The 19,515-nt window shown below is 74.6% G+C and carries 19 protein-coding genes; 12 read left to right on the top strand and 7 right to left on the bottom strand.

Features of this window, described 5'->3' with window-relative positions; all coding sequences use genetic code 11:
• Window positions 1-74: 74 nt before the first annotated feature.
• The 3 genes from ABZ249_RS14580 (at window position 75) to ABZ249_RS14570 (ending at window position 4,349) form a co-directional block, all read left to right on the top strand.
• Complete coding sequence (locus tag ABZ249_RS14580) at window positions 75-578, top strand: DUF4383 domain-containing protein (protein WP_355262233.1); 504 nt, start codon at window positions 75-77, stop codon at window positions 576-578.
• A complete protein-coding gene (locus tag ABZ249_RS14575) occupies window positions 575-2,053 on the top strand; it encodes an SDR family oxidoreductase (protein ID WP_355262230.1) in 1,479 nt (492 codons plus the stop codon). Before ABZ249_RS14580 ends, ABZ249_RS14575 begins: the two co-directional genes overlap by 4 nt.
• Before the next feature lie 166 nt (window positions 2,054-2,219).
• Window positions 2,220-4,349 carry an MMPL family transporter gene (locus tag ABZ249_RS14570; RefSeq protein WP_355262227.1) on the top strand — a complete coding sequence of 710 codons (2,130 nt, stop codon included), beginning with the start codon at window positions 2,220-2,222 and terminating at the stop codon, window positions 4,347-4,349.
• A gap of 9 nt (window positions 4,350-4,358) precedes the next feature.
• Here ABZ249_RS14570 and ABZ249_RS14565 read toward each other — a convergent pair whose 3' ends face one another.
• Window positions 4,359-5,150, bottom strand: a complete 792-nt coding sequence (locus ABZ249_RS14565) for an aminotransferase class IV (RefSeq protein WP_355262224.1) — start codon at window positions 5,148-5,150, stop codon at window positions 4,359-4,361.
• 104 nt (window positions 5,151-5,254) lie between these two features.
• On the bottom strand, window positions 5,255-5,959 hold the full coding sequence (locus ABZ249_RS14560) for a GntR family transcriptional regulator (protein ID WP_355262221.1): 705 nt from the start codon (window positions 5,957-5,959) through the stop codon (window positions 5,255-5,257).
• Window positions 5,960-6,225: 266 nt separating this feature from the next.
• Between ABZ249_RS14560 and ABZ249_RS14555 the strand changes: the two genes are divergently transcribed.
• Genes ABZ249_RS14555 through ABZ249_RS14535 form a run of 5 tightly spaced genes read left to right on the top strand, consistent with a single transcriptional unit; the run spans window position 6,226 to window position 10,545 of the window.
• The gene (locus tag ABZ249_RS14555; RefSeq protein WP_355262218.1) at window positions 6,226-7,476 is read left to right on the top strand and encodes an NRAMP family divalent metal transporter; all 1,251 of its coding nucleotides are present in this window, start codon (window positions 6,226-6,228) and stop codon (window positions 7,474-7,476) included.
• A gap of 12 nt (window positions 7,477-7,488) precedes the next feature.
• Window positions 7,489-8,250 (top strand): 5-oxoprolinase subunit PxpA, encoded by a 762-nt coding sequence (locus ABZ249_RS14550; RefSeq protein WP_220559427.1) that lies wholly within the window; start codon window positions 7,489-7,491, stop codon window positions 8,248-8,250.
• Between the two features lie 37 nt (window positions 8,251-8,287).
• Entirely contained in the window at window positions 8,288-8,899 is a 612-nt protein-coding gene (locus ABZ249_RS14545) for an allophanate hydrolase subunit 1 (protein WP_220559429.1), read from the top strand.
• The gene (locus ABZ249_RS14540; RefSeq protein WP_355262214.1) at window positions 8,896-9,750 is read left to right on the top strand and encodes a biotin-dependent carboxyltransferase family protein; all 855 of its coding nucleotides are present in this window, start codon (window positions 8,896-8,898) and stop codon (window positions 9,748-9,750) included. The genes ABZ249_RS14545 and ABZ249_RS14540 overlap by 4 nt, the downstream gene beginning before the upstream one ends.
• Before the next feature lie 15 nt (window positions 9,751-9,765).
• Window positions 9,766-10,545, top strand: a complete 780-nt coding sequence (locus ABZ249_RS14535) for a putative hydro-lyase (RefSeq protein WP_355262211.1) — start codon at window positions 9,766-9,768, stop codon at window positions 10,543-10,545.
• A gap of 9 nt (window positions 10,546-10,554) precedes the next feature.
• Here the strand turns inward: ABZ249_RS14535 and ABZ249_RS14530 are convergent, their stop codons facing one another.
• From ABZ249_RS14530 to ABZ249_RS14520, 3 genes are all read right to left on the bottom strand, one after another.
• On the bottom strand, window positions 10,555-12,048 hold the full coding sequence (locus tag ABZ249_RS14530; RefSeq protein WP_355262208.1) for a VWA domain-containing protein: 1,494 nt from the start codon (window positions 12,046-12,048) through the stop codon (window positions 10,555-10,557).
• Window positions 12,049-12,158: 110 nt separating this feature from the next.
• Window positions 12,159-12,767, bottom strand: coding sequence for a hypothetical protein (locus tag ABZ249_RS14525; RefSeq protein ID WP_355262205.1), 609 nt, complete (start codon window positions 12,765-12,767; stop codon window positions 12,159-12,161).
• 203 nt (window positions 12,768-12,970) lie between these two features.
• Window positions 12,971-13,753, bottom strand: a complete 783-nt coding sequence (locus tag ABZ249_RS14520; RefSeq protein ID WP_355262202.1) for an alpha/beta fold hydrolase — start codon at window positions 13,751-13,753, stop codon at window positions 12,971-12,973.
• Between the two features lie 55 nt (window positions 13,754-13,808).
• On the opposite strand from ABZ249_RS14520, the gene ABZ249_RS14515 reads away from it, so the two are divergent.
• The gene (locus ABZ249_RS14515) at window positions 13,809-14,162 is read left to right on the top strand and encodes a MerR family transcriptional regulator (RefSeq protein WP_220559435.1); all 354 of its coding nucleotides are present in this window, start codon (window positions 13,809-13,811) and stop codon (window positions 14,160-14,162) included.
• Window positions 14,163-14,319: 157 nt separating this feature from the next.
• Here ABZ249_RS14515 and dctA read toward each other — a convergent pair whose 3' ends face one another.
• Both dctA and ABZ249_RS14505 read right to left on the bottom strand, forming a co-directional pair.
• Window positions 14,320-15,834, bottom strand: coding sequence for a C4-dicarboxylate transporter DctA (dctA, locus tag ABZ249_RS14510; protein WP_355262198.1), 1,515 nt, complete (start codon window positions 15,832-15,834; stop codon window positions 14,320-14,322).
• Window positions 15,835-16,112: 278 nt separating this feature from the next.
• Window positions 16,113-16,940, bottom strand: a complete 828-nt coding sequence (locus ABZ249_RS14505; protein ID WP_355262195.1) for an NmrA family transcriptional regulator — start codon at window positions 16,938-16,940, stop codon at window positions 16,113-16,115.
• Window positions 16,941-17,025: 85 nt separating this feature from the next.
• Between ABZ249_RS14505 and ABZ249_RS14500 the strand changes: the two genes are divergently transcribed.
• From ABZ249_RS14500 to ABZ249_RS14490, 3 genes are all read left to right on the top strand, one after another.
• Entirely contained in the window at window positions 17,026-17,967 is a 942-nt protein-coding gene (locus ABZ249_RS14500; protein WP_355262193.1) for an AraC family transcriptional regulator, read from the top strand.
• Window positions 17,968-18,071: 104 nt separating this feature from the next.
• The gene (locus ABZ249_RS14495; RefSeq protein ID WP_355262190.1) at window positions 18,072-18,842 is read left to right on the top strand and encodes a class I SAM-dependent methyltransferase; all 771 of its coding nucleotides are present in this window, start codon (window positions 18,072-18,074) and stop codon (window positions 18,840-18,842) included.
• Window positions 18,843-18,959: 117 nt separating this feature from the next.
• Window positions 18,960-19,442 (top strand): DUF1269 domain-containing protein, encoded by a 483-nt coding sequence (locus tag ABZ249_RS14490; RefSeq protein WP_355262187.1) that lies wholly within the window; start codon window positions 18,960-18,962, stop codon window positions 19,440-19,442.
• The last annotated feature ends 73 nt before the right edge of the window (window positions 19,443-19,515 follow it).

Below are 19,515 nucleotides of genomic sequence, written 5' to 3'. Positions count from 1 at the left end.
CGAAAGCGGCGCGACTTGTCGCACCCGTCCTCGCCACCGACTCTAGCTGCAAGGACGTGGAACGGAGGGGACCCATGGACCTGGACACCTCGCACAACGCCGACCGGCGCCTGGCCGCCGTCCACCGGTTCGGAACGGCGTTCATCGGACTCGTTCTGGTGGGATTCGGCGTGACGAGCCTGTTCGTGCGCCTGCCGCTGTTCGACACCCGGGGGGAGGCCGTGGCCGGCCTGTCCACCAACGGGGCGCTGGGCTTCGTCTCGGTGGCGGTCGGATCGCTGCTCGTGGCCGCGGCCGTGGTGGGCGGCACCTACTCGTCGACGGTCTCCACCCTGGTCGGCGCCGGTTTCGTCGTCAGCGGCCTGGTCAACCTGTACCTCATGAGCACCGACTACAACATCCTCGCGTTCTCCATGCCGAACGTGATCTTCAGCTTCGTGGTCGGCATCCTGATGCTGACCGTGGGCATGTACGGGCGCTTCACCGGCGGCCTGCCCGAGGACAACCCGTACCGGCGCCACCGGGAGCGGCGGCGGAGCCTGCGCCGTGGCACGGCCCCCGCGGGGGCGGCCCGGTGAGCGGGCGCCGGGCGCTGGTCACCGGGGCCACCGGGTACATCGGGGGGCGGCTGGTCCCGCAGCTCCTGGACGCCGGGTTCGAGGTGCGCTGCCTGGCCCGCGACCCCGGCAAGCTGCGCGACCACCCCTGGCGGGACCGGGTGGAGGCGGCCCGCGGCGACGTGGTCTCCGGGGAGGGGCTGACCGAAGCGCTGGAGGGGGCCGACGTCGCCTACTACCTGGTCCACTCCATGTCGGGGAGCCGCGACTTCTCCGGCGACGACGCCCGGGGCGCGCGGAACTTCGCCGAGGCGGCGGCCGGGGCCGGCGTCGGGCGCGTCGTCTACCTGGGCGGCCTGGCGCCGGAGGGGGAGGACCTCTCCGCGCACATGGCCTCCCGCGCCGAGGTCGGCCGCATCCTGCTGGACGGCCCGGTGCCGGCCGCGGTGCTGCGGGCCGCCGTGATCATCGGATCGGGGTCGGCGTCCTTCGAGATGCTGCGGTACCTCACCGAGCGGCTCCCCGTGATGACCACGCCCCGCTGGGTGCGCAGCCGGGTGCAGCCCATCGCGGTGCGCGACGTGCTGCGGCTGCTGGTGGAGGCCGCCGACCTGCCGCCGGAGCAGGACCGCACCTTCGACGTCGGCGGACCCGACGTCCTCACCTACGCGGAGATGATCCAGCGGTTCGCGCGGGCGGCGGGGCTGCGCCCCCGCCTGATCCTGCCGGTCCCGGTGCTCTCGCCGGGGCTGTCGAGCCTGTGGGTCGGACTGGTCACGCCGGTGCCACCCGCCATCGCCCGGCCGCTGGTGGAGTCGCTGCGCCATGACGCGGTGTGCGGCGAGGACGACCTGTCCGGCCTGCTCGGCGACCACGTCCGCATCGGGTTCGACCGCGCGGTGGAGCTGGCGATCCGCCGCACCTCCCAGTCCCGCGTGGACACCCGGTGGACGTCGGCCTCCTGGGCGGGGGCCCCGTCCGACCCGCTGCCCACCGACCCCGACTGGGCGGGGGGCAGCCTGTACACCGACGAGCGGGTGCGGGAGGTGGACGCCCCGCCGGAGGCGGTGTGGCGCGTGGTCGAGGGGATCGGCGGCGAACGGGGCTGGTACTCCTGGCCGCTGGCCTGGGCGGCGCGCGGCTGGATCGACCTCGCCGTGGGCGGGGTGGGCCCGCGCCGGGGCCGCCGCGACCCGGGGCGCCTGCGGGTGGGCGACTCGCTGGACTTCTGGCGGGTGGAGGAGATCGTGCCGGGGGAGCTGCTGCGGCTGCGCGCGGAGATGCGCCTGCCCGGTCCGGCGTGGCTGGAGTTCACCGTCGAGCCCGGCCAGGGGCGCACGGTGCTGCGCCAGCGCGCGCTGTTCCGGCCGCGCGGCCTGTTGGGCCACCTGTACTGGGCCGCGGTGACGCCCTTCCACGGGGTGGTGTTCGGCTCGATGTCGCGGAACATGGCGTGTACGGCCCGCAGCGAGGCGCGCGAGCCCGCGGCCGTGTGACCGCCGGGCCCGCCGCCCGCCCCGCACCGTGCCCGGTGCGGGGCGGGCGTGTGTGGAGGGTGCGGGAACGGCCTGTCCGGCGAGGGTGTAGAGTCGCGTCCAAGAAAGGCTTGAAAAGCGAGATACTTGTTTTCCGTGACTTTTGTCGCGGTGGAGGGGAACACCGGTGAACGAGGAGAGGCGACCGCTACGCCGGTCGCGGTGGTGGGTCGGAGCGGCGCTGCTCATCGTCCTGCTGTGGACCCTGGGCGGCGGGCCGCTGGGCGCCTTCCTGGGCAGGCTCGGCGAGGTGCAGACCAACGACCGGTCCGCCTTCCTGCCGGTGGGGGCGGAGTCCACCGAGGTCGCCCGGATCGCCGAGGACTTCGACCGCGAGGACGCGGTGCCCGCCATCGCCCTGTGGTCCGGGGACGGTGACGTCACCGCAGCGGAGTTGGCGGACATCGCCGCAGTCGGGGAGGAGTTGGCCGAACGGCCGTGGGTCTCCGGCGAGGTGGTCGGCCCCTTCCCCGGAACCGAGGACCCCTCCGTCGCCCAGCTGATCGTGCCGATCGACTCCGGCGAGAAGACCTCCGACGCAGTCGAGGAGCTGCGCGCCGTCCTGGCCGACCACCCCGTCGGCGACCTCACCCCCCAGGTCACCGGTCCGGCGGGCTACGCCGCCGACCTCGCCGCGGCCTTCGGCGGGATCGACTCCACCCTGCTGCTCGTCGCGGTCGCGGCCGTGCTGGTCATCCTCGTCGCCGTCTACCGCTCCCCGCTGCTCCCGGTCCTGGTGATCCTGGCGTCCCTGCTCGCCCTGGGCCTGTCGGGGGCCCTCGTGTACCTGGCCGCCGACGCCGGCCTGGTCAGCCTCAACGGGCAGAGCCAGGGCATCCTGTTCATCCTCGTCGTGGGCGCCTGCACCGACTACGCCCTGCTGCTCGTCGCCCGCTACCGCGAGGAGCTGGCCCTGCACGAACGGGTCCCGACCGCCGTCATGGCCGCCCTGCGCGGCGTCACCGGACCGGTGCTCGCCTCCGCGGGCACCGTCGTCCTGGGCCTGCTCTGCCTGCTCGCCGCCGACCTGGCCTCCACCCGCAGCCTCGGCCCGGTCGTCGCCATCGGCGTCGGCGCGGCCGTCCTCTCGGCGATGACCTTCCTGCCCGCCGCGCTGGCGCTGGCCGGCCGGGCCGCGTTCTGGCCGACCGCGCCGCACCGGCCCACCGCCGAGACCGGCGGCGACACCGACCGCGTCATGGCCGCCCACCCGTTCTGGGGCCGGGTCGCCCGGGCCGTGGCCCGCCGGCCGCGCACGCTGTGGGCGGCCACCACGGTGCTGCTGGCCGCGGCCGCGGTGTTCGCCCCCGCGTTCAGCGCCGAGGGCACCGGCCAGGCAGAGGTGTTCCGCACCGAGGTGGAGGCGGTCACCGCCCAGGAGGTGCTGGACCGGGGCTTCGGCACCGACGCCGCGGCGGCTCCCGCGCTGGTCGTCACGGACGCCGACCATGTGGCCGACGTCGTCGCGGCAGCCGAGGGCTCGCCGTCCGTGGAGTCCGCCGCGCCGGTCACCGAGCCCGGTCCCCCCGGGGCCGGGGCGCCGCCCCTGGAGGAGGACGGGCGCGCCCTGGTCGAGGTGGTCCTCACCGTGGGACCGGAGTCGCCCGAGGCGGTGGACGCCGTGCGCGACCTGCGCGAACACCTGGCCGCGGACGCCCCGGGGGCCGACGCCCTGGTCGGCGGCGTCACCGCCACCGACCTGGACACCCTGGAGACCGCCCAGCGCGACTTCCTCGTGGTGGTGCCGCTGGTCCTGGCCGTGGTCCTGCTCGTGCTGGTCGTCCTGCTGCGCGCGCTGGTCGCCCCGCTGCTGCTCATGGCCGCCAACGTCCTGTCGTTCGCCGCCGCCCTGGGCGTGGGGACCCTGGTCTTCGACCACGTGCTGAAACTGCCGGGAGCCGACCCGGTGGTGCCGCTGTTCGCGTTCGTCTTCCTGGTGGCGCTGGGCATCGACTACAGCATCTTCCTGATGTCGCGGGCCCGGGAGGAGACCCTGGCCCACGGCCACCGCGACGGCGTGCTGCGGGCGCTCACCGTCACCGGCGGGGTCATCACCTCCGCCGGCGTGGTGCTGGCCGCCACCTTCGCGGCGCTGGCCGTCATCCCGCTGCTGTTCCTGCTCCAGCTGGCCTTCCTGGTGGCGTTCGGGGTGCTGGTGGACGCGCTGCTGGTGCGCACCGTGCTGGTGCCCGCCCTGGCACTGGACGTGGGGCCGCGCACCTGGTGGCCGGGGCGGGCCCGCCGCGCCGGGGCCTGAGCCGGCGGGTCACAGGGGGTCGCCCGGCAGGTCCCGGTAGGTGGCGGCCAGCTTGTTGGTGAGCGCGGCCAGCGGCAGCCGCTCCCCGTCGACGGAGGCCACCGGGCGCACCCCCGTGACCGCGTTGGTCACGAACGCCCCGGACATCCGGGCCGCGTCCGCCGCCGACAGCGGCCGGGTGGAGACGGGCACGCCCATGTCCTCGGCGAGCCCGCTCACCAGCCGCGCGGTCACCCCCGGCAGCGCCGGGCCCTGCGGCCACACCAGGCCCTCGCCGTCCAGGAAGCAGATGTTCCAGGTGGGCCCCTCCGACAGCAGCCCGTCCGCTCCGTGGAACAGGGCGTCGTCGTGCCCGTCCAGCTGGGCCGCCCGCCGCTGGCGGATCGGGCCGAACAGGCCGGTGCCCTTCACCTCCGGGGTGTCCCGGGTGTACAGCCGGGTGCCCAGCCGCAGCGGGGGCGGCAGCCGGTCGGGGACGGGGGCGGGGCGGGTGGTGACGAGGATCTGGGGGAAGGTGCGCCCGGCGGGTCTGCCCAGGTCCAGCGCGGGGTCGAAGACGGTCACCCGGATGACGGCGGGGGAGGGGTGCGCGCGGGCGCTGCGCCGCGCGAGCTCGCGCACCCGGGGGATGTCCGGTTCGGTGCCGAACAGCGCCCGGCAGTCCCCGCGCAGCCGGTCCATGTGCAGTTCCAGGCCGCGTACGCGCAGGTCGGCGACGAGCATGGTGGTGAAGTGGCCGTAGCCGTGGAGAGCGAGGGAGCCGAGCTCCCCGGTGGTGGCAGGGCGTCCGTTCAGTTCCATTGCGCGCCCATCATGGCATTTCGGGACCTGTGTCACGTGGCTTTTCCTCCGCCTCGCCCGAAGCGGTGGCGAACCCCCAGGTCAGCGCGATGCCGATCGCCCCGTCAGTCGTCTCCGCCGGCCTCGCGGGCGAGGAACGCGGTGGTCAGCTGCTCCTCCGAGGTGTCCAGGTAGGCCTCCAGTTCGGCGGCGGCGGCCGTGTGGTCGCCGCCGGCGAGCAGGGTGTGGATGCGCCGGTTCCAGTCCAGGTAGGGCGCGTGGAACTCGCGGGGGGCGTCCATCACGTGGAAGACCAGCCGGGTCTCGGCCAGGACCCGGCTCATGAACTCGTCGACCCGGGTACTGCCCGCCAGCCCGGCCAGCGCCTGGTGGAAGTGCATGTTGGCGGTCCCCACCCCCCACCAGTCGCCCGCGTCGCGGGCCGCCTCGCCCTCGTCGACGGCCCGTCCCACCGCCGCCACCGCCTCGGGGTCGGGGTCGGCGGCGCGCTGCACGGCGGTCAGCTCCAGGGAGCGCCGCGCCCTGAACAGGTCGCGGACGTCCTCCGTGGTGGGCAGCGTGACGAACACGCCGCGGTGCATCTGGTGCACCACCAGCCGTTCGCGGACCAGCAGCCGGAACGCCTCGCGCAGGGTGTTGCGGGAGACGCCGAGCTCCTCGCACAGCCGCTCCTCGGACAGGCGCCGGCCGGGCGGGTGGTCGCCGTCGATGACGGCCTCGCGCAGCAGCTCGGCGACCCGCTCGGCCTGGCTGGGCAGCGGCAGCAGCCGTCGGGTCGGCCTGCCGACGCGGTCGTCCGTGGCCGTCACAGGAGCTCCTCGCTGGGAAGGGAACGGTGCCCTCCCATTGTCGCCGATGCCGCGGGGTTCCGGTCGGCGCGTTCTCATGTGAACGCTTCATTGGATGATCCTATGAATAATCGGTCGGCGAGAGCAGAACGTTACATCCCTGACCAGCGGTCTTTGCGGCAAGGCTCTTTACTGGCCTTGTTGGATTGAAGTATTGTTCAACAATCCAACGGCGTGGAGTGGTCCGCGTCACGTCGTATCTCCAGACCGCATCCCCAGGAGAGACCATGGGCGACACGCCCCCCGCACCCGCCAAGGTGCGTCCCCGCCCCGGACGGATCGCGCTGAGCAGCACCCTGCTCGGCGCGATGTTCCTGATGGCCACCAGCGCCATCGGCCCCGGCTTCATCACCCAGACCACTCAGTTCACGGCGCAGCTCGGCGCCACGTTCGCCTTCGCGATCCTCGTCTCGATCCTCGTGGACATCGCCGTCCAGCTGAACATCTGGCGGGTCGTCGGCGTCGCGAACACGCGCGCCCAGGACCTGGCCAACAAGGTCGTCCCCGGCGCCGGCTACCTGCTGGCCGCCCTCATCGTCTTCGGCGGCCTGGTCTTCAACGTCGGCAACCTCGCCGGCACCGGGCTGGGCCTGAACGCCCTGGCCGGGCTCGACCCCCGGATCGGAGCGGTCATCTCCGCGGTCCTGGCCGTCGTCATCCTGGGCGCCAAGAGGCTGGGCGCTGCCCTGGACCGCGTCCTGGTCGTCCTCGGCGTCGCGATGATCGGCCTCACCCTGTACGTCGCGGTCATCTCCCGGCCCCCGGTCGGCGAGGCCCTGCGCCAGGCCGTCCTGCCCGAGCAGCTGGGCACGGACGTCTTCCTGGCCACGGTCACCATCATCGGCGGCACCGTCGGCGGCTACATCACCTACGCCGGGGTCCACCGCCTCATCGAGGCCGGTCAGGGCGGCCCCGAGAACATCGCCGCCATCTCCCGCACCTCCGTGCTGGGCATCATCGTCACCGGCGTGATGCGGGTGCTGCTCTTCCTCGCCATCCTCGGCGTGGTCTCCGGCGGGGTCGAGATCCTCAACTCCGACAACCCGTCGGCCGAGGCCTTCCTCCAGGCCGCCGGAGAGGCGGGCATGCGCCTGTTCGGCGTGATCATGTGGGCGGCCGCGGTCAGCTCCGTGATCGGCGCCTCCTACACCTCGATCTCCTTCGTCTCCACCTTCCACCCGGTGCTGGAGAAGCGGCGCGGCCTCCTTGTCACCGCCTTCATCGGGGTCTCGCTGGCCGTCCTGCTGGTCTCCGGCCAGGCCCCGACCACGCTCCTGGTCCTGGCCGGCGCGCTCAACGGCGTCATCCTGCCGGTCGGCCTGGGCATCATGCTCTGGGTCGCCGCGCGCCGCTCCCGGGACCTGCTCGGCGGCTACAGGTACCCCGTGTGGCTCATCGTCATCGGCGCCCTGGCCTGGGCGCTCACCGCCTACATGGCGGTCAACTCCCTCGGCGGCATCGCCGCCCTCTGGCAGTAGAGAGGAGCACCCGTGTCCCGCATCGACCTCAACTCCGACCTCGGCGAGGGCTTCGGCCGCTGGGAGCTCGGCGACGACCGGGCCCTGCTGTCCATCGTCACCAGCGCCAACGTCGCCTGCGGCTTCCACGCCGGCGACCCCTCGGTGCTGCGCCGCACCACCGCGGACGCCGCCGCCGAGAACGTGGCGGTCGGCGCCCACGTCGGCTACCGCGACCTGGCCGGGTTCGGCCGCCGCTTCATCGACGTCCCGCCCGCCGACCTGACCGCCGACGTCCTGTACCAGATGGGCGCGCTGTCGGCCTTCACCCGCCTGGCCGGCGACCGCATCCGCTACGTCAAGCCGCACGGGGCCCTGTACAACACGATCGTCCACCACGAGCAGCAGGCCGCCGCCGTGGTCGAGGCCGTCCGCGCCTTCGACCCCGGCCTGCCCGTGCTCGGCCTGCCCGGATCGCGGTTCCTGGAGCTGGCGGAGAAGGCCGGACTGCCCACCTACCGGGAGGCGTTCGCCGACCGCGCCTACACCCCCGAGGGCACCCTGGTCTCCCGCCGCGAACCCGGCGCCGTCCTGCACGACCCCGAGGAGATCGCCGAGCGATGCCTGCGCATCGCCCGGCGGGAGCCGGTCACCGCGGTCGACGGGAGTGAGATCCTCATCGAGGCCGACTCCCTGTGCGTCCACGGCGACAGCCCCGGGGCGGTCGCCATCGCCCGTGCCGTCGCCGACCGGCTGCGCGCCGAAGGCGTCACCCCGGCGCCGTTCGCCCGCTGACCGACCGGGGACCCGACCCCGGCCCGAAGGAGAATCCGTGCGCGTACTGACCTGCGCCGACAGCGGTGTGCTGGTGGAGGTCGCCGACCTGTCCGAGGTGATCGCCCTGGGGGCGGCCCTGGAGGCCGCCCCCGTCCCGGGCGTCGCCGACGTCGTCCCGGCGGCGCGGACCGTGCTGCTGCGGCTCGCCCCCGGGGCCGACCCCGGGGCGGTGGCAGCGGCGGTGCGCCGGGTCCCGCTCGCCCCGGCCGGGGAGCGCGCCGAGGGGGAGACCGTGGTCCTGCCGGTGGTCTACGACGGCGAGGACCTCGCCGACGTCGCCCGGCTGACCGGCCTCACCCCGCGCGGAGTGGTCGAGGCGCACACCGCTGCCACCTGGACCGTGGCGTTCTGCGGCTTCGCCCCCGGGTTCGGCTACCTGGTCTGCGACGACGAGCGCCTGCGCGTCCCGCGCCGCGCCGAGTCCCGCACCCGGGTCCCCGCCGGGTCGGTCGCCCTGGCCGGGGAGTTCACCGGCGTGTACCCGCGCAGCTCCCCGGGCGGCTGGCAGTTGCTCGGCCGCACCGGGGAGAAGATCTGGGACCTGCACCGCGACCCGCCCGGCCTGCTGCGCCCGGGCGTGCGCGTCCGCTTCGAGGAGGTGCGGTGAGCGCTCTGGAGATCGTGGCGACCGGGCCGCTGACCACGGTCCAGGACACCGGGCGGTCCGGCCACGCCGCCCTGGGCGTGGGCCGTTCCGGCGCCGCCGACGCCGCCTCCTACGCCCTGGCCAACCGCATGCTCGCCAACCCGGCCGGGGCCGCCGCCCTGGAGGCCACCCTGGGCGGGCTGCGGGTGCGCGCCCGAGGCCCCGTGACGGTCGCCGTCACCGGGGCCGGGGTGCCGCTGCGGGTGGACGGCCGCGGTGCCGCCATGAACACCGTCCTGCGTCTGGCCGACGGCGCCGAACTCGTGATGGGCGCCCCGGCGCGGGGCCTGCGCACCTACCTGGCCGTCCGCGGCGGCGTGGACGTGCCGCCGGTCCTGGGCTCGCGCAGCACCGACGTGCTGGCCGGGCTCGGCCCCGACCTGCCCGCCCCCGGCGACCTGCTGCCGGTCGGCCCGCCGCCCGCCGGGTTCCCCAACGTCGACCTGGCCCCGGTCCCGCCGGTCGGCGGACCGGAGACGACCCTGCGCGTGGTCCCGGGCCCGCGCGACGACTGGTTCACCGGCGACGCCCTCAAGACCCTGCTCACCTGCTCCTACGAGGTCACCTCGCGCAGCGACCGGGTGGGCGCCCGCCTGTCCGGGCCGGCCCTGGAGCGGTCCCGCGACGGCGAGCTGCCCAGCGAGGGCATGGTGCCGGGGTCGCTCCAGGTGCCGCCCACCGGCGAGCCCGTGCTGTTCCTGGCCGACCACCCGGTGACCGGCGGGTATCCGGTGATCGCGGTGGTCCGCGCCGCCAACCTGCCCCTGGCGGCGCAGGCCCGGCCCGGGACCGCGATCCGTTTCACGCTTTAGAAGGAGAGACCGCCGATGGACCCGGCCCAGCTGTCCCCGAAGCAGGCCCGCGAGCTGTTCCGCTCCGGGCTGCGCACGCCCACCTCCGGGTTCAGCCCCGGGTACGCGCAGGCCAACCTCATCGCCCTGCCGCGCGAGGCGGCCTTCGACTTCCTGCTGTTCGCCCAGCGCAACCCCAAGCCGTGCCCGGTCCTGGACGTGACCGAGCCGGGGCAGGTGTCGGCGTCGGTGTTCGACGGCGACCTGCGCACCGACCTGCCCGCCTACCGCGTGTACCGGCACGGCGAGCTGGTGGAGGAGCGCGCCGACGTCACCGACCTGTGGCGGGACGACCTGGTGGCCTTCCTCATCGGGTGCAGCTTCACGTTCGAGACGCCGCTGCTGGAGGCCGGGGTCCCGGTGCGCCACATCGAGGCCGGGACCAACGTCGCGATGTACCGGACGAACCGGGAGTGCCGTCCGGCCGGGCGGTTCCGGGGCCCGCTGGTGGTCTCCATGCGGCCGGTCCCCGCGGACCGGGTGGCCGACGCCGTGCGCATCACCTCCCGCTACCCGGCCGTGCACGGTGCGCCGGTGCACGTGGGCGACCCGGCGGCGCTGGGCATCGCCGACCTGTCCCGGCCCGACTACGGCGACCCGGTGGAGGTCCGGGAGGGGGAGGTCCCGGTGTTCTGGGCCTGCGGGGTGACCCCGCAGGCGGCGGTGGCGGCCTCGGCCCCGGAGTTCGCGATCGGGCACGCTCCGGGGCACATGGCCGTCACCGACGTGAGGGACTCCTACTACCAGGTGCCGTGACGCGGCCGGTCAGGAACGCTCCGCCCCGTCCCGGCCGCCGTCCTCGCCGGGGGAGTCCGGGGAGGAGAGCCGGCGGTCGGGGTCCTGGCCGCCGAGCCGCCGGATCCACCCGCCGAGCCGTCCCGGCCCGGACGGCTCCTGCGGCGTAGCCGGGGACGGCGCCTGCGGGGGAGGCGTCTGCGGGGTCCCGGGCCCCTGGGCCTGGGCCTGCCGGTAGCGGCCGCGCTTGCGGGTGTACCCGGACTGGCTGGCGTAGGCGGTCTTGGCGGCCCGCGAGAGGTCGTCCTCCCGGGCCATCCGCGCCATGTCCCGCAGCTCCACGGCCTGCGCGGCCGCGGGGGCGGGGGCCGCGCCGTACGCCCCGCCCGGGGCGGCCGGACCGCTGAGGAAGTCGGGTGCGTCCAGGTCGTCCAGGTCCCGCCCGGCCTGGTCCAGGAGCCGGGCCGCCTCGGCCCGGTCGCCCCGCCGCAGCGCCTCGCTCGCCCGCTTCTTGGCGGTCTGCGCCTTCTGCAGCGCCTCCTCGGTGCGCACCTCCGGGCGCGGGACCCGGTCCGCGGCCTCGTCGCCCGGCACCACGTTCACGCTGACCGGCAGTGTCGCGTTGTAGGTCGTCAGGGTCTCCGGGTCCACGTAGGTGGCCTCCAGCGTGGTCAGGGTGACCGTCCCCAGCGACGACATCCCCGGCACCTCCAGCCGCAGCAGCAGCCGGCGCTCCTCACCGGAGTGGAAGTCGCCCAGCTCCACCATGACCGACCCGTCCGGCAGGCGGTGCGAGGGCATCTCGCCGACCACGTCCACCGCGCGCACGTGCTCGCCCGCGGGGATCCGCAGCGACACCGCCTGCGCGCTCTTGGCCAGCAGGTACTCCGCCTCCTGGGCGATCAGCCCGCCCGCGGTGTCGGGGTCCTCGGCGAACAGGGCGCTGCCGGTGCCGCCCTCGGCCACCGCGCCCAGCAGGGCCTCGTCGTAGCCCAGCCCGTAGCCGAGCGTGGCCACCGTGACCCCGTGCCCGTAGGCGTCGGCGGCCACCTGGCGCAGCAGGTCGTGGTCGGTGACGCCGTTGTTGGCGTGCCCGTCGGAGACGAGCAGCAGGGTCGCCCCCCGCTCCCCGCCCGCCCGGCGGGCCTCCTGGATGCCGCGCAGCAGGCCGCTGGACAGGTCGGTGCCCCCGCCCGCGCGCAGCGCCCCGACCGCTCTCCGGACGGAGGGCTTGTCGGCCAGGGGGCCGCAGGGCACGACCACACGGGCCTGGGTGTCGAACACGACCAGCCCGAAGTCGTCGGAGGGGTCGAGCCGGTCGATCAGCCCCAGGAGCGCCTGCACCGCCCCGTCGAGGCGGCCGCCGTGCATGGAGCCGCTGGTGTCCAGGACGATCTGGAGGGTGGCCCGGGGGCGCTGGGCGTTCTGTTCGCGTTCGGGCGCGACGATGTCGAGCAGGACGGCCACGGCGTCCTCGGTGTCCAGGGGGACGGCGTCGAAGTCGAGCAGGGCGGACAGGTGCATGTGCGGCTCCCGGGGTCGGCTCCCTCCAGGCTAGGCAGCGGCACCGACATCCGCCCCGCTCCCCGTGGCCGGATCGGGCCACCCCGGGACCCGGTCCCGGGGGCCGGGGCTCACCTTGCCCTCAGCCCCATGCGGCGCAGCTCCAGGGCTGCCAGCCGGTCCAGGGCCGCGGTGTCCCCGGAGCGCCAGGCCCCGGCCGGGTCGGGGTGGACCGCGGCCAGCCGGGCCGGGGCCACGGAGGTCAGGGCGCGCAGCGCCAGCAGGCGGGAGCGGGCCTCCGGGGACAGCTTCCCGGTCCGGCGCACCGAGGTGGCCCGGGCGATCCACCGGGCCCGGGCGGGCAGCCAGGTGGTGGCGACCAGCAGCACCGGCACCGCCGCCACCAGCAGGGGCAGCGTGGTGGCCAGCGAGGCGACCGTCTCGCGGAAGGAGTCGCCGGCGGAGGTCAGGGAGGCGCCGGTCTCGCTCATGTTCGTGAAGGGGACGGCCAGGGTCTCCCCGGCCAGCGGCACCTTGGCGGCCTGCTCGGCGGCGCTGTCCATGTGCTCGCTGAACCCCCGGCCGGTGGCGGCCATGAGCTCGCCGGGCCGGTCCAGCGCGCCGATCATGTCGCGCAGTTCGAGCGCGGCCCGGACCCACAGGTAGACCCACGCGACGGCCAGGGCGTCGGAGGCGAGCTGGAACAGGGCGCGGACCGGGCGGTCGGCGTAGAGCTTCACGGGGTCTCCCAGGGGGTCGGGGGAGCCGGACCTCGTGTCCGGACGCTCATCCGTTACCCGCTCCGACGCACCCGCATGCCGCCGGTTCCCGTGCCGGAGGGGGAATCCGGGGCCGCCGTGACCGAAGGGGCCCGATGCGCCCCGCTTCTCCCGCCGCCGACCGCTCCCGCCGCCGCCCCGAGGGCCGGCCCGCAGCCGGGCGGTCACCCGCGCACGGGCGCCCGCCGGTCCAGGAACCCGCGGACGGCCCCGCCCCACTCCCGCGGGGCCTCCGCGGCGATCAGGTGGCCGGAGTCGATCTCCACCGACTCCGCGCCGGGGATGCCCGCGGCCAGCGCGCGGGACAGCTCCGGGGAGACCAGCCGGTCCAGCGCGGTGGTCACGACCAGCGTCGGCACCGCGATGCCGGGGAGGTCGGCGCGCGTGTCCGCCCGGGCCACCAGGTCCACGTGCTCGGGGGTGCCCGCGGGCACGGAACCGGCCGCGGCGCGCACGGCCTCCTCCAGCTCCCCGGGGGAGAGCGCCTCCAGCGCGGGCGCGCCGAAGGCCACGGAGAGGTTGAAGCGGGCCAGTGTGTCCCGGTCCCCGTCCAGCAGGGACCGCCACACGTCGACGTTCAGCCGCGTCCGGTTGTCGATCCGGGCGAACCCGGCCGTCAGGACCAGTCCGGTCACCCGCCCGGGGTGGCGGGCGGCGGCGCGGACCGCGATCGCGGTGCCCAGGGAGTAGCCCAGAATGGTGAACTCCTCGACCCCCTCCTCCACGGCGGCGGCCACCAGCGAGTCGGCCACCGCGTCCAGGTCCAGGGGGCCGGCTGAGCGCGGGGTTCCCCCCGTCCCCGGCAGGTCCGGGGCGACCACGGTGTGCGTGCGGGTCAGGTCCGCCATCAGGGGGCCGAAGTTCGGTTCGATCCCGCCCCCGCCGCCGTGCGCGAGCAGCAGACCCGGACCGGAACCCTTGACGGTGCGTGCGTAGTGTTCGATCATGCGGCGACGGTAGGCCGTGACACCGGTGTGAACGTCAAGTGAGGAGGGTCACCTCGTGCTGATCGGGGAGCTGTCGGAGCGGACCGGAGTGAGCCGTCGGCTGCTGCGCTACTACGAGGAGCAGGGGCTGCTGGACTCCGCGCGCGCGGCCAACGGGTACCGGACCTACGATCCGGACGCGGTGCGCACGGTGCGCGCCGTCCGCGCCCTGCTCGCCATGGGGCTGAGCACGGAGACCATCGCCTCGGTGCTGCCGTGCGTGCGCGACCCCGAGGCCGACCCCGTCGAGCTGGAGCTGTGCCCCGACCTGGTGGCCACCATCCGGGCGGAGGTCGCCGCCCTGGACGCCCGCATCGAGGAGCTGTCCGGGCGGCGCGGCGCCCTCAGCGCCCAGCTGGCCGGCTGCTGAGGGCCGACCGGCGAACGTGCGCCGCCCCGCACCGGGCCTCGTGAGGCCGGTACGGGGCGGGCGGGGAGCCGGTGCGGCACCGGGGTTCCGGGAGGAGTGCGCGCACCGGGCGCGGTCCGTGGGCCGGGAGTGAGCCGGACCGCGCGGGGTCGGTCGGTCAGCCGCGGGTCCCCACCGGGGCGCGGTCCCCGTCCGCGCCCCCGTCGGAGGGCCGGGTGCCGGAGCCGGCGGCCTCCGCGGTCTCGGCGGCCTCGGCGGTGTCCTCGGCCCTTCCAGCCTCGGACTCCTCGCCGGACCGGTCCTCCTTCTTGTCGGAGGATCCGTCGTCGAAGCTCATGAGGGCGTCCATGTCGATGGAGTTCGGGTTGTCGAGCACGTGCTTCAACCGGTCGCGGTCCAGGCCGCCGGTCCAGCGGGCGATGACCAGGGTGCCCACCGCGTTGCCGGTGAGGTTGGTCAGGGCGCGGGCCTCGGACATGAACCGGTCGATGCCGACGATGAGCGCGATCCCGGCCAGCGGGATGACGTCGCCGAACGCGGCCAGCGAGGCGGCCAGGGTCACCAGTCCGGCGCCGCTGACGCCCGCCGCGCCCTTGCTGGACAGCAGCATGAAGAGCAGCAGGCCGATCTGGGTCCACACGGACACGTCCGAGCCGGTGGCCTGGGCGATGAAGATCGCGCCCATGGTCATGTAGATCGCGGTGCCGTCCAGGTTGAACGAGTACCCGGTCGGGATGGTCAGGCCCACCACGGACTTCTTGACGCCCGCGGCCTCCAGCTTGGTCATCATGCGCGGCAGCACGGACTCGCTGGAGGAGGTGCCCAGGACGATCAGGAGCTCGTCGCGGATCAGGCGCAGCAGCTTGAACAGGCCGAACCCGGCCAGGCGGCTGATGATGCCCAGGACCACGATGACGAACAGCACGCAGGTGACGTAGAAGCTGAGCATGAAGTAGGCGAGGCTGGTCAGCACCTGGCCGCCGTACTCGCCGATGGTGAAGGCCATGCCGCCGAAGGCGCCGATGGGGGCGGCGTACATGACGATCTTGATGACGCCGAACATGATGTGCGACATCGTGTCCAGGGCGCGCACGGCGGCCTCGCCGCGCTTGCCGAGCATGGTCAGCGCGCAGGCGACCAGGATGGCCAGGACCAGCACCTGGATGAGCTGGCCGTCGACGAACGCCGAGAAGAACGAATCGGGGATGGTGTGGAGGACGAAGCCGGAGAAGCCCTCGCCGCTCTCCTCCGCCTTGGCGATGGTGTCGGCCGCGTCGGCCTCGTCGAACGACACGTTCAGGCCCACGCCGGGCCGCATGATGTTCACGGTGACCAGGCCGATGGCCAGGGCGAGAATGGTCGTCGCCGTGAAGTAGACCAGGGTCCGCAGGGCCAGTCCGCCCGCCTTGGCGAGGTTGCCCAGGCCGGCGATGCCGACGACGACGGTACAGAAGATGGTCGGGGCGATGACGACCTTGACGAGCTTGATGAACAGGTCGGCGAGCCACCGCATGTCGGCGGCCCAGGTCGGGAAGAGCAGGCCGACGGCGATGCCGAGCGCGATACCGACGAGCACCCAGAAGTACAGCTGGCGGTAGATGGGCTTCTTGCGCGGGGCGGACGCCCGGTCGGCGTCCTTCCCCGCGGTGGCGGCGCGTCCGAAGCTCGGCATGGCCCCCTCCTCCGAAAGTTCTTGTGCGGCTGGTCACAGGAACTTTCACCGAGAGGCGGGCGGCAGTCGAACTTCAAACGGAAACTTAAGATTTACCTGACATTTGTTCACACACCGTGCCCGCTTACGCCGCTCTTATCCACGCATCGTGACCAAGGGTCGAGATCCGTCACGGACCGTGAGTCCGGCTGCGGGCGCCGCGCCGCCACGGGCCGCTGACCAGGGCCGGAACGGCGGTGGTCGCCCGCCGCCCCGGCCCCCTGCTCCGCCGTGCCGGGCTACCGCCAGGCGTCCGCCGCCTTGCGGGCGTAGTCGGCGAACGGTGTGGCGGGGCGGCCCAGGGCGCGCTCCACCCCGTCGGCGGGTTCGGCGTTGCGGCCGTCCAGGATCTCCTCCAGCAGCCCCACCAGTCCGTGCGCCAGCTCCTCGGGGGCGCCCGCCGCCGCCATCGCCGCGACGAACTCCTCCGGCGGCACCTCCAGGAAGCGGACGTCCCTCCCGGAGACCTCGCCCACCACGCGCACCGCCTCGGCGAACGTGACCGCCTCCGGGCCGGTCAGCTCGTAGGTCGCACCCCCGTGCCCGTCCCCGGCCAGGGAGCGTGCGGCGACCAGCGCGACGTCGTCCAGGTCCACGAACGGCTCGGGGACGTCGGGCACCGGCAGCGGGAGGGCGCCCTCCAGCAGCGGGGGCAGGAAGAAGCTCTCCGAGAAGTCCTGGGCGAACACCGAGCAGCGCAGCACGGTCGTGCCGGGGAACGCCGCGCGGACCATGTCCTCGGCTTCCCGCGCCCCCTTCTCGCCCCGCCCGGACAGCAGCGCCATCCGGCGGACCCCGGCCCGTGCGGCGCGTTCGGCGAAGGCCGCCACCGTTCCGGCGGCGCCGGGGAACGCCAGGTCGGGGTGGTAGCAGAGGTAGACGCCGGTGACCCCGTCCAGAGCGGCGTCCCAGGTGGAGGTGTCGTGCCAGTCGAAGCGCGGCTCCCCGGACCGGGAGGCGACCCGGGTCCGGAACCCGGCCTCGGAGAGGAGGGCGTGGACGCGGCGCCCGGTCATCCCGGTGCCGCCGGTGAGGAGGATGTGCTCGGTGCTCGTGTTCTCGTTCATGGTCCGAGTCCACCAGTCCGGAGCCGGACGGAACATGGTCCGGATACCGGAAGGCATAAGAGAACGTCTGGCATAGGCTCGGGTCATGGATCCGCTCTCCCACCTCCTGGACGGACCCCGGGCCCGGGGCGCCTTCACCCTGCGCGTCGTCATGCGCCCCCCGTGGGGCATCCGGCTGCTGGACCGCTCCGCCCTCACCCTGGCCGTGGTCACCTCCGGGGACGTGTGGGTGGACGTCGGCGACGGCGGCGACCGGGCCACGGCCGGGGACGTGCTCCTCGTGCGCGGGCCCGAGCCCTACACGCTCTCCGACCGGGGCGGGCGCGCCCCCACGATCACCGTCCACCCCGGACAGCGCTGCGTGGCGGCCGACGGCCAGGAGGTGCACCTGAGCATGCTCCACGGCGTCGGGACGTGGGGGAACGACCCCGACGGGCCCGACACCCTGATCGTCGGCGCCTACGAGGACGACAGCGAGGTCGGCCGGCTGGCCCTGTCCGCGCTGCCCCGCCTGGCGGTGCTGCCGGGCGAGCGCGTCGACCCGGCCCTGGTGTCCCTGCTGTCCCGGGAGATCACCAGCGACCGCGTCGCCCAGTCCGGGCTCAACGACCGGCTGCTGGACTGCCTGCTGGTGATGGCCGTCCGCGCCTGGATCGAGGACGCGCCCGACCACGCCCCGAGCTGGCTCAACGCCCGCCACGACCCGGTGGTGGCCCGTGCCCTGGACCTCGTCCACGAACGCCCGGCGGACCCGTGGACCCTCGCGGGCCTGGCCCGCGCCTGCGCCGTCTCGCGCTCCACCCTGGCCGACCGCTTCCAGCGCGCCGTGGGCACCCCGCCCATGACCTACCTGCGCACGTGGCGCCTCACCCTCGCCGGCGACCTCCTCACGGCCCGCCCCGACCTCGGCCTGGAGGCCGTCGCCGCCCGTGTCGGCTACGGCAGCGCCTTCGCCTTCAGCGCCGCCTTCAAGCACCACACCGGACGCAGCCCCTCCCACTACCGCGCCCCGGCCCCCGCCCCCTGACCCGGCCCGGCCCCGGCCGGGCGCGCGGCGGGCCCGCCGGGCTAGGTTGGTGTCCGGGCCCGCCGACCGGGCGGGTCGCACGACCCCATGGGGAGGCGCCTCCGTTGACCGACAGGACCCAGGCCTTCGACCGGCTCACCGACGACTACCGGCGCTTCCGCCCCGGCTATCCCGCGGACATCACCGAACGCCTCCGCGAGCACGTCCTGGCGGGAGGCGGTGAGCCCCGGCTCCTGCTCGACGTCGGCTCCGGAACCGGGATCTCCACCCGGACCCTGCGCCACCTGTTCGGCCCCGGGCCCCGCGTGGTCGGCATCGAACCCGGGCGGGCCATGCGCGGTGCCGCCGCCGACGAGGCCGACGGCCTGGAGTACGCGGACGGCCGCGCCGAGGCGCTCCCCTTCCCGGACGGGTCGGCCTCCCTGGTCCTGGCGGCCCAGGCCGTGCACTGGTTCGACCGGCCCGCGTTCTACGCCGAGGCCGTCCGCGTCCTGGTCCCCGGCGGCACCGTCGCCGTCCTGCACAACGACCGCGACTGGGAGTCCAGCGACTTCGTCGACGCCTACGAGGGCCTGCTGGAGAAGTACGGCGACGACTACCGGCGCGACTACCGGGTGTTCGACACGGTGGGGGAGATGAACGCCGCGGACGGGCTGGCCGACGCGGTCGGGCACTCCACCGCCTGGACCCGGGAGCTCGACCTGGAGAAGCTGCTGGGCAACGCGCTGTCCTCCAGCAAGGTCGCCTCGGTCGTCCGCGCCCTGGGCGAGGACGCCACCCGCGCGGCCATCACGGCCCTGGCCCGCGAGCACTTCCCGGACGGGCGGATCCGCATCCCCTACGTCACCCGCCTCTTCCTCGCCCGCCGCACCTGAGCCCCCGCCCGGCCCCGTCTTTGCCCCGGCCTGGCATTGGCGGGGGCCGCCTCCGGGAAGGGTTCCGCCGATCGGGCCCGACACCCGGGCCCGGCGACGACGGGAGAACGCACACCCATGTCACAGCTCATCGTCCTCGGCGTGGCCGACCGTGAAACCGCCGAGCGCGCCCTGGACATCGCCGCCGACCTCAACAAGCAGCAGCTGCTCCGGCTGGAGGACGCCGCCTACGCCTACAAGGACGACAAGGGGCGCCCCCGCATCCAGCAGACCGTGAGCACCACCGGTATGGGCGCGGCCGGCGGCGCCCTGTGGGGCACCCTCATCGGCCTGATCTTCCTCAACCCGCTGCTCGGCCTGGCCGTCGGCGCGGCCACCGGCGCCGTGGCGGGCAAGCTCACCGACATCGGCATCGACGACGACATGATCAAGCAGATCGGCACCCACCTGGAGGACGGCCGCGCCGCCGTCTTCCTGCTCGCCGACATCACCACCGCCGACCGCGTCATCGACGCGTTCAAGCCGCTCCGGCCCACGGTCATCCAGACCAACCTGTCCAAGGACGACGAGCACGAGCTCGTCGAGGCCCTGCGCGCCTGATCCGCGGCCTCCGGGGACCCGCCGCTGGGCGGCGGGTCCCCGTGTGTTCCGGGTCCACCGGGGGTGCTCCGGC

This window comes from Nocardiopsis sp. NPDC006139 (assembly GCF_040614155.1).
GTDB classification, from domain to species: Bacteria; Actinomycetota; Actinomycetes; order Streptosporangiales; family Streptosporangiaceae; genus Nocardiopsis; species Nocardiopsis changdeensis.
Note: the sequence above shows the minus strand (reverse complement) of the source record. Positions and strands in the feature narration are given on the sequence as shown.

Excerpts from the sequence above, each read along its gene's own strand:
- ABZ249_RS14580 (WP_355262233.1), top strand. The coding sequence starts at position 75 with ATGGACCTGGACACCTCGCACAACGCCGACCGGCGCCTGGCCGCCGTC.
- ABZ249_RS14565 (WP_355262224.1), bottom strand. The coding sequence starts at position 5,150 with ATGGAACTGAACGGACGCCCTGCCACCACCGGGGAGCTCGGCTCCCTC.
- ABZ249_RS14555 (WP_355262218.1), top strand. The coding sequence starts at position 6,226 with ATGGGCGACACGCCCCCCGCACCCGCCAAGGTGCGTCCCCGCCCCGGA.
- ABZ249_RS14535 (WP_355262211.1), top strand. The coding sequence starts at position 9,766 with ATGGACCCGGCCCAGCTGTCCCCGAAGCAGGCCCGCGAGCTGTTCCGC.
- ABZ249_RS14530 (WP_355262208.1), bottom strand. The coding sequence starts at position 12,048 with ATGCACCTGTCCGCCCTGCTCGACTTCGACGCCGTCCCCCTGGACACC.
- ABZ249_RS14520 (WP_355262202.1), bottom strand. The coding sequence starts at position 13,753 with ATGATCGAACACTACGCACGCACCGTCAAGGGTTCCGGTCCGGGTCTG.
- dctA (WP_355262198.1), bottom strand. The coding sequence starts at position 15,834 with ATGCCGAGCTTCGGACGCGCCGCCACCGCGGGGAAGGACGCCGACCGG.
- ABZ249_RS14505 (WP_355262195.1), bottom strand. The coding sequence starts at position 16,940 with ATGAACGAGAACACGAGCACCGAGCACATCCTCCTCACCGGCGGCACC.
- ABZ249_RS14500 (WP_355262193.1), top strand. The coding sequence starts at position 17,026 with ATGGATCCGCTCTCCCACCTCCTGGACGGACCCCGGGCCCGGGGCGCC.
- ABZ249_RS14490 (WP_355262187.1), top strand. The coding sequence starts at position 18,960 with ATGTCACAGCTCATCGTCCTCGGCGTGGCCGACCGTGAAACCGCCGAG.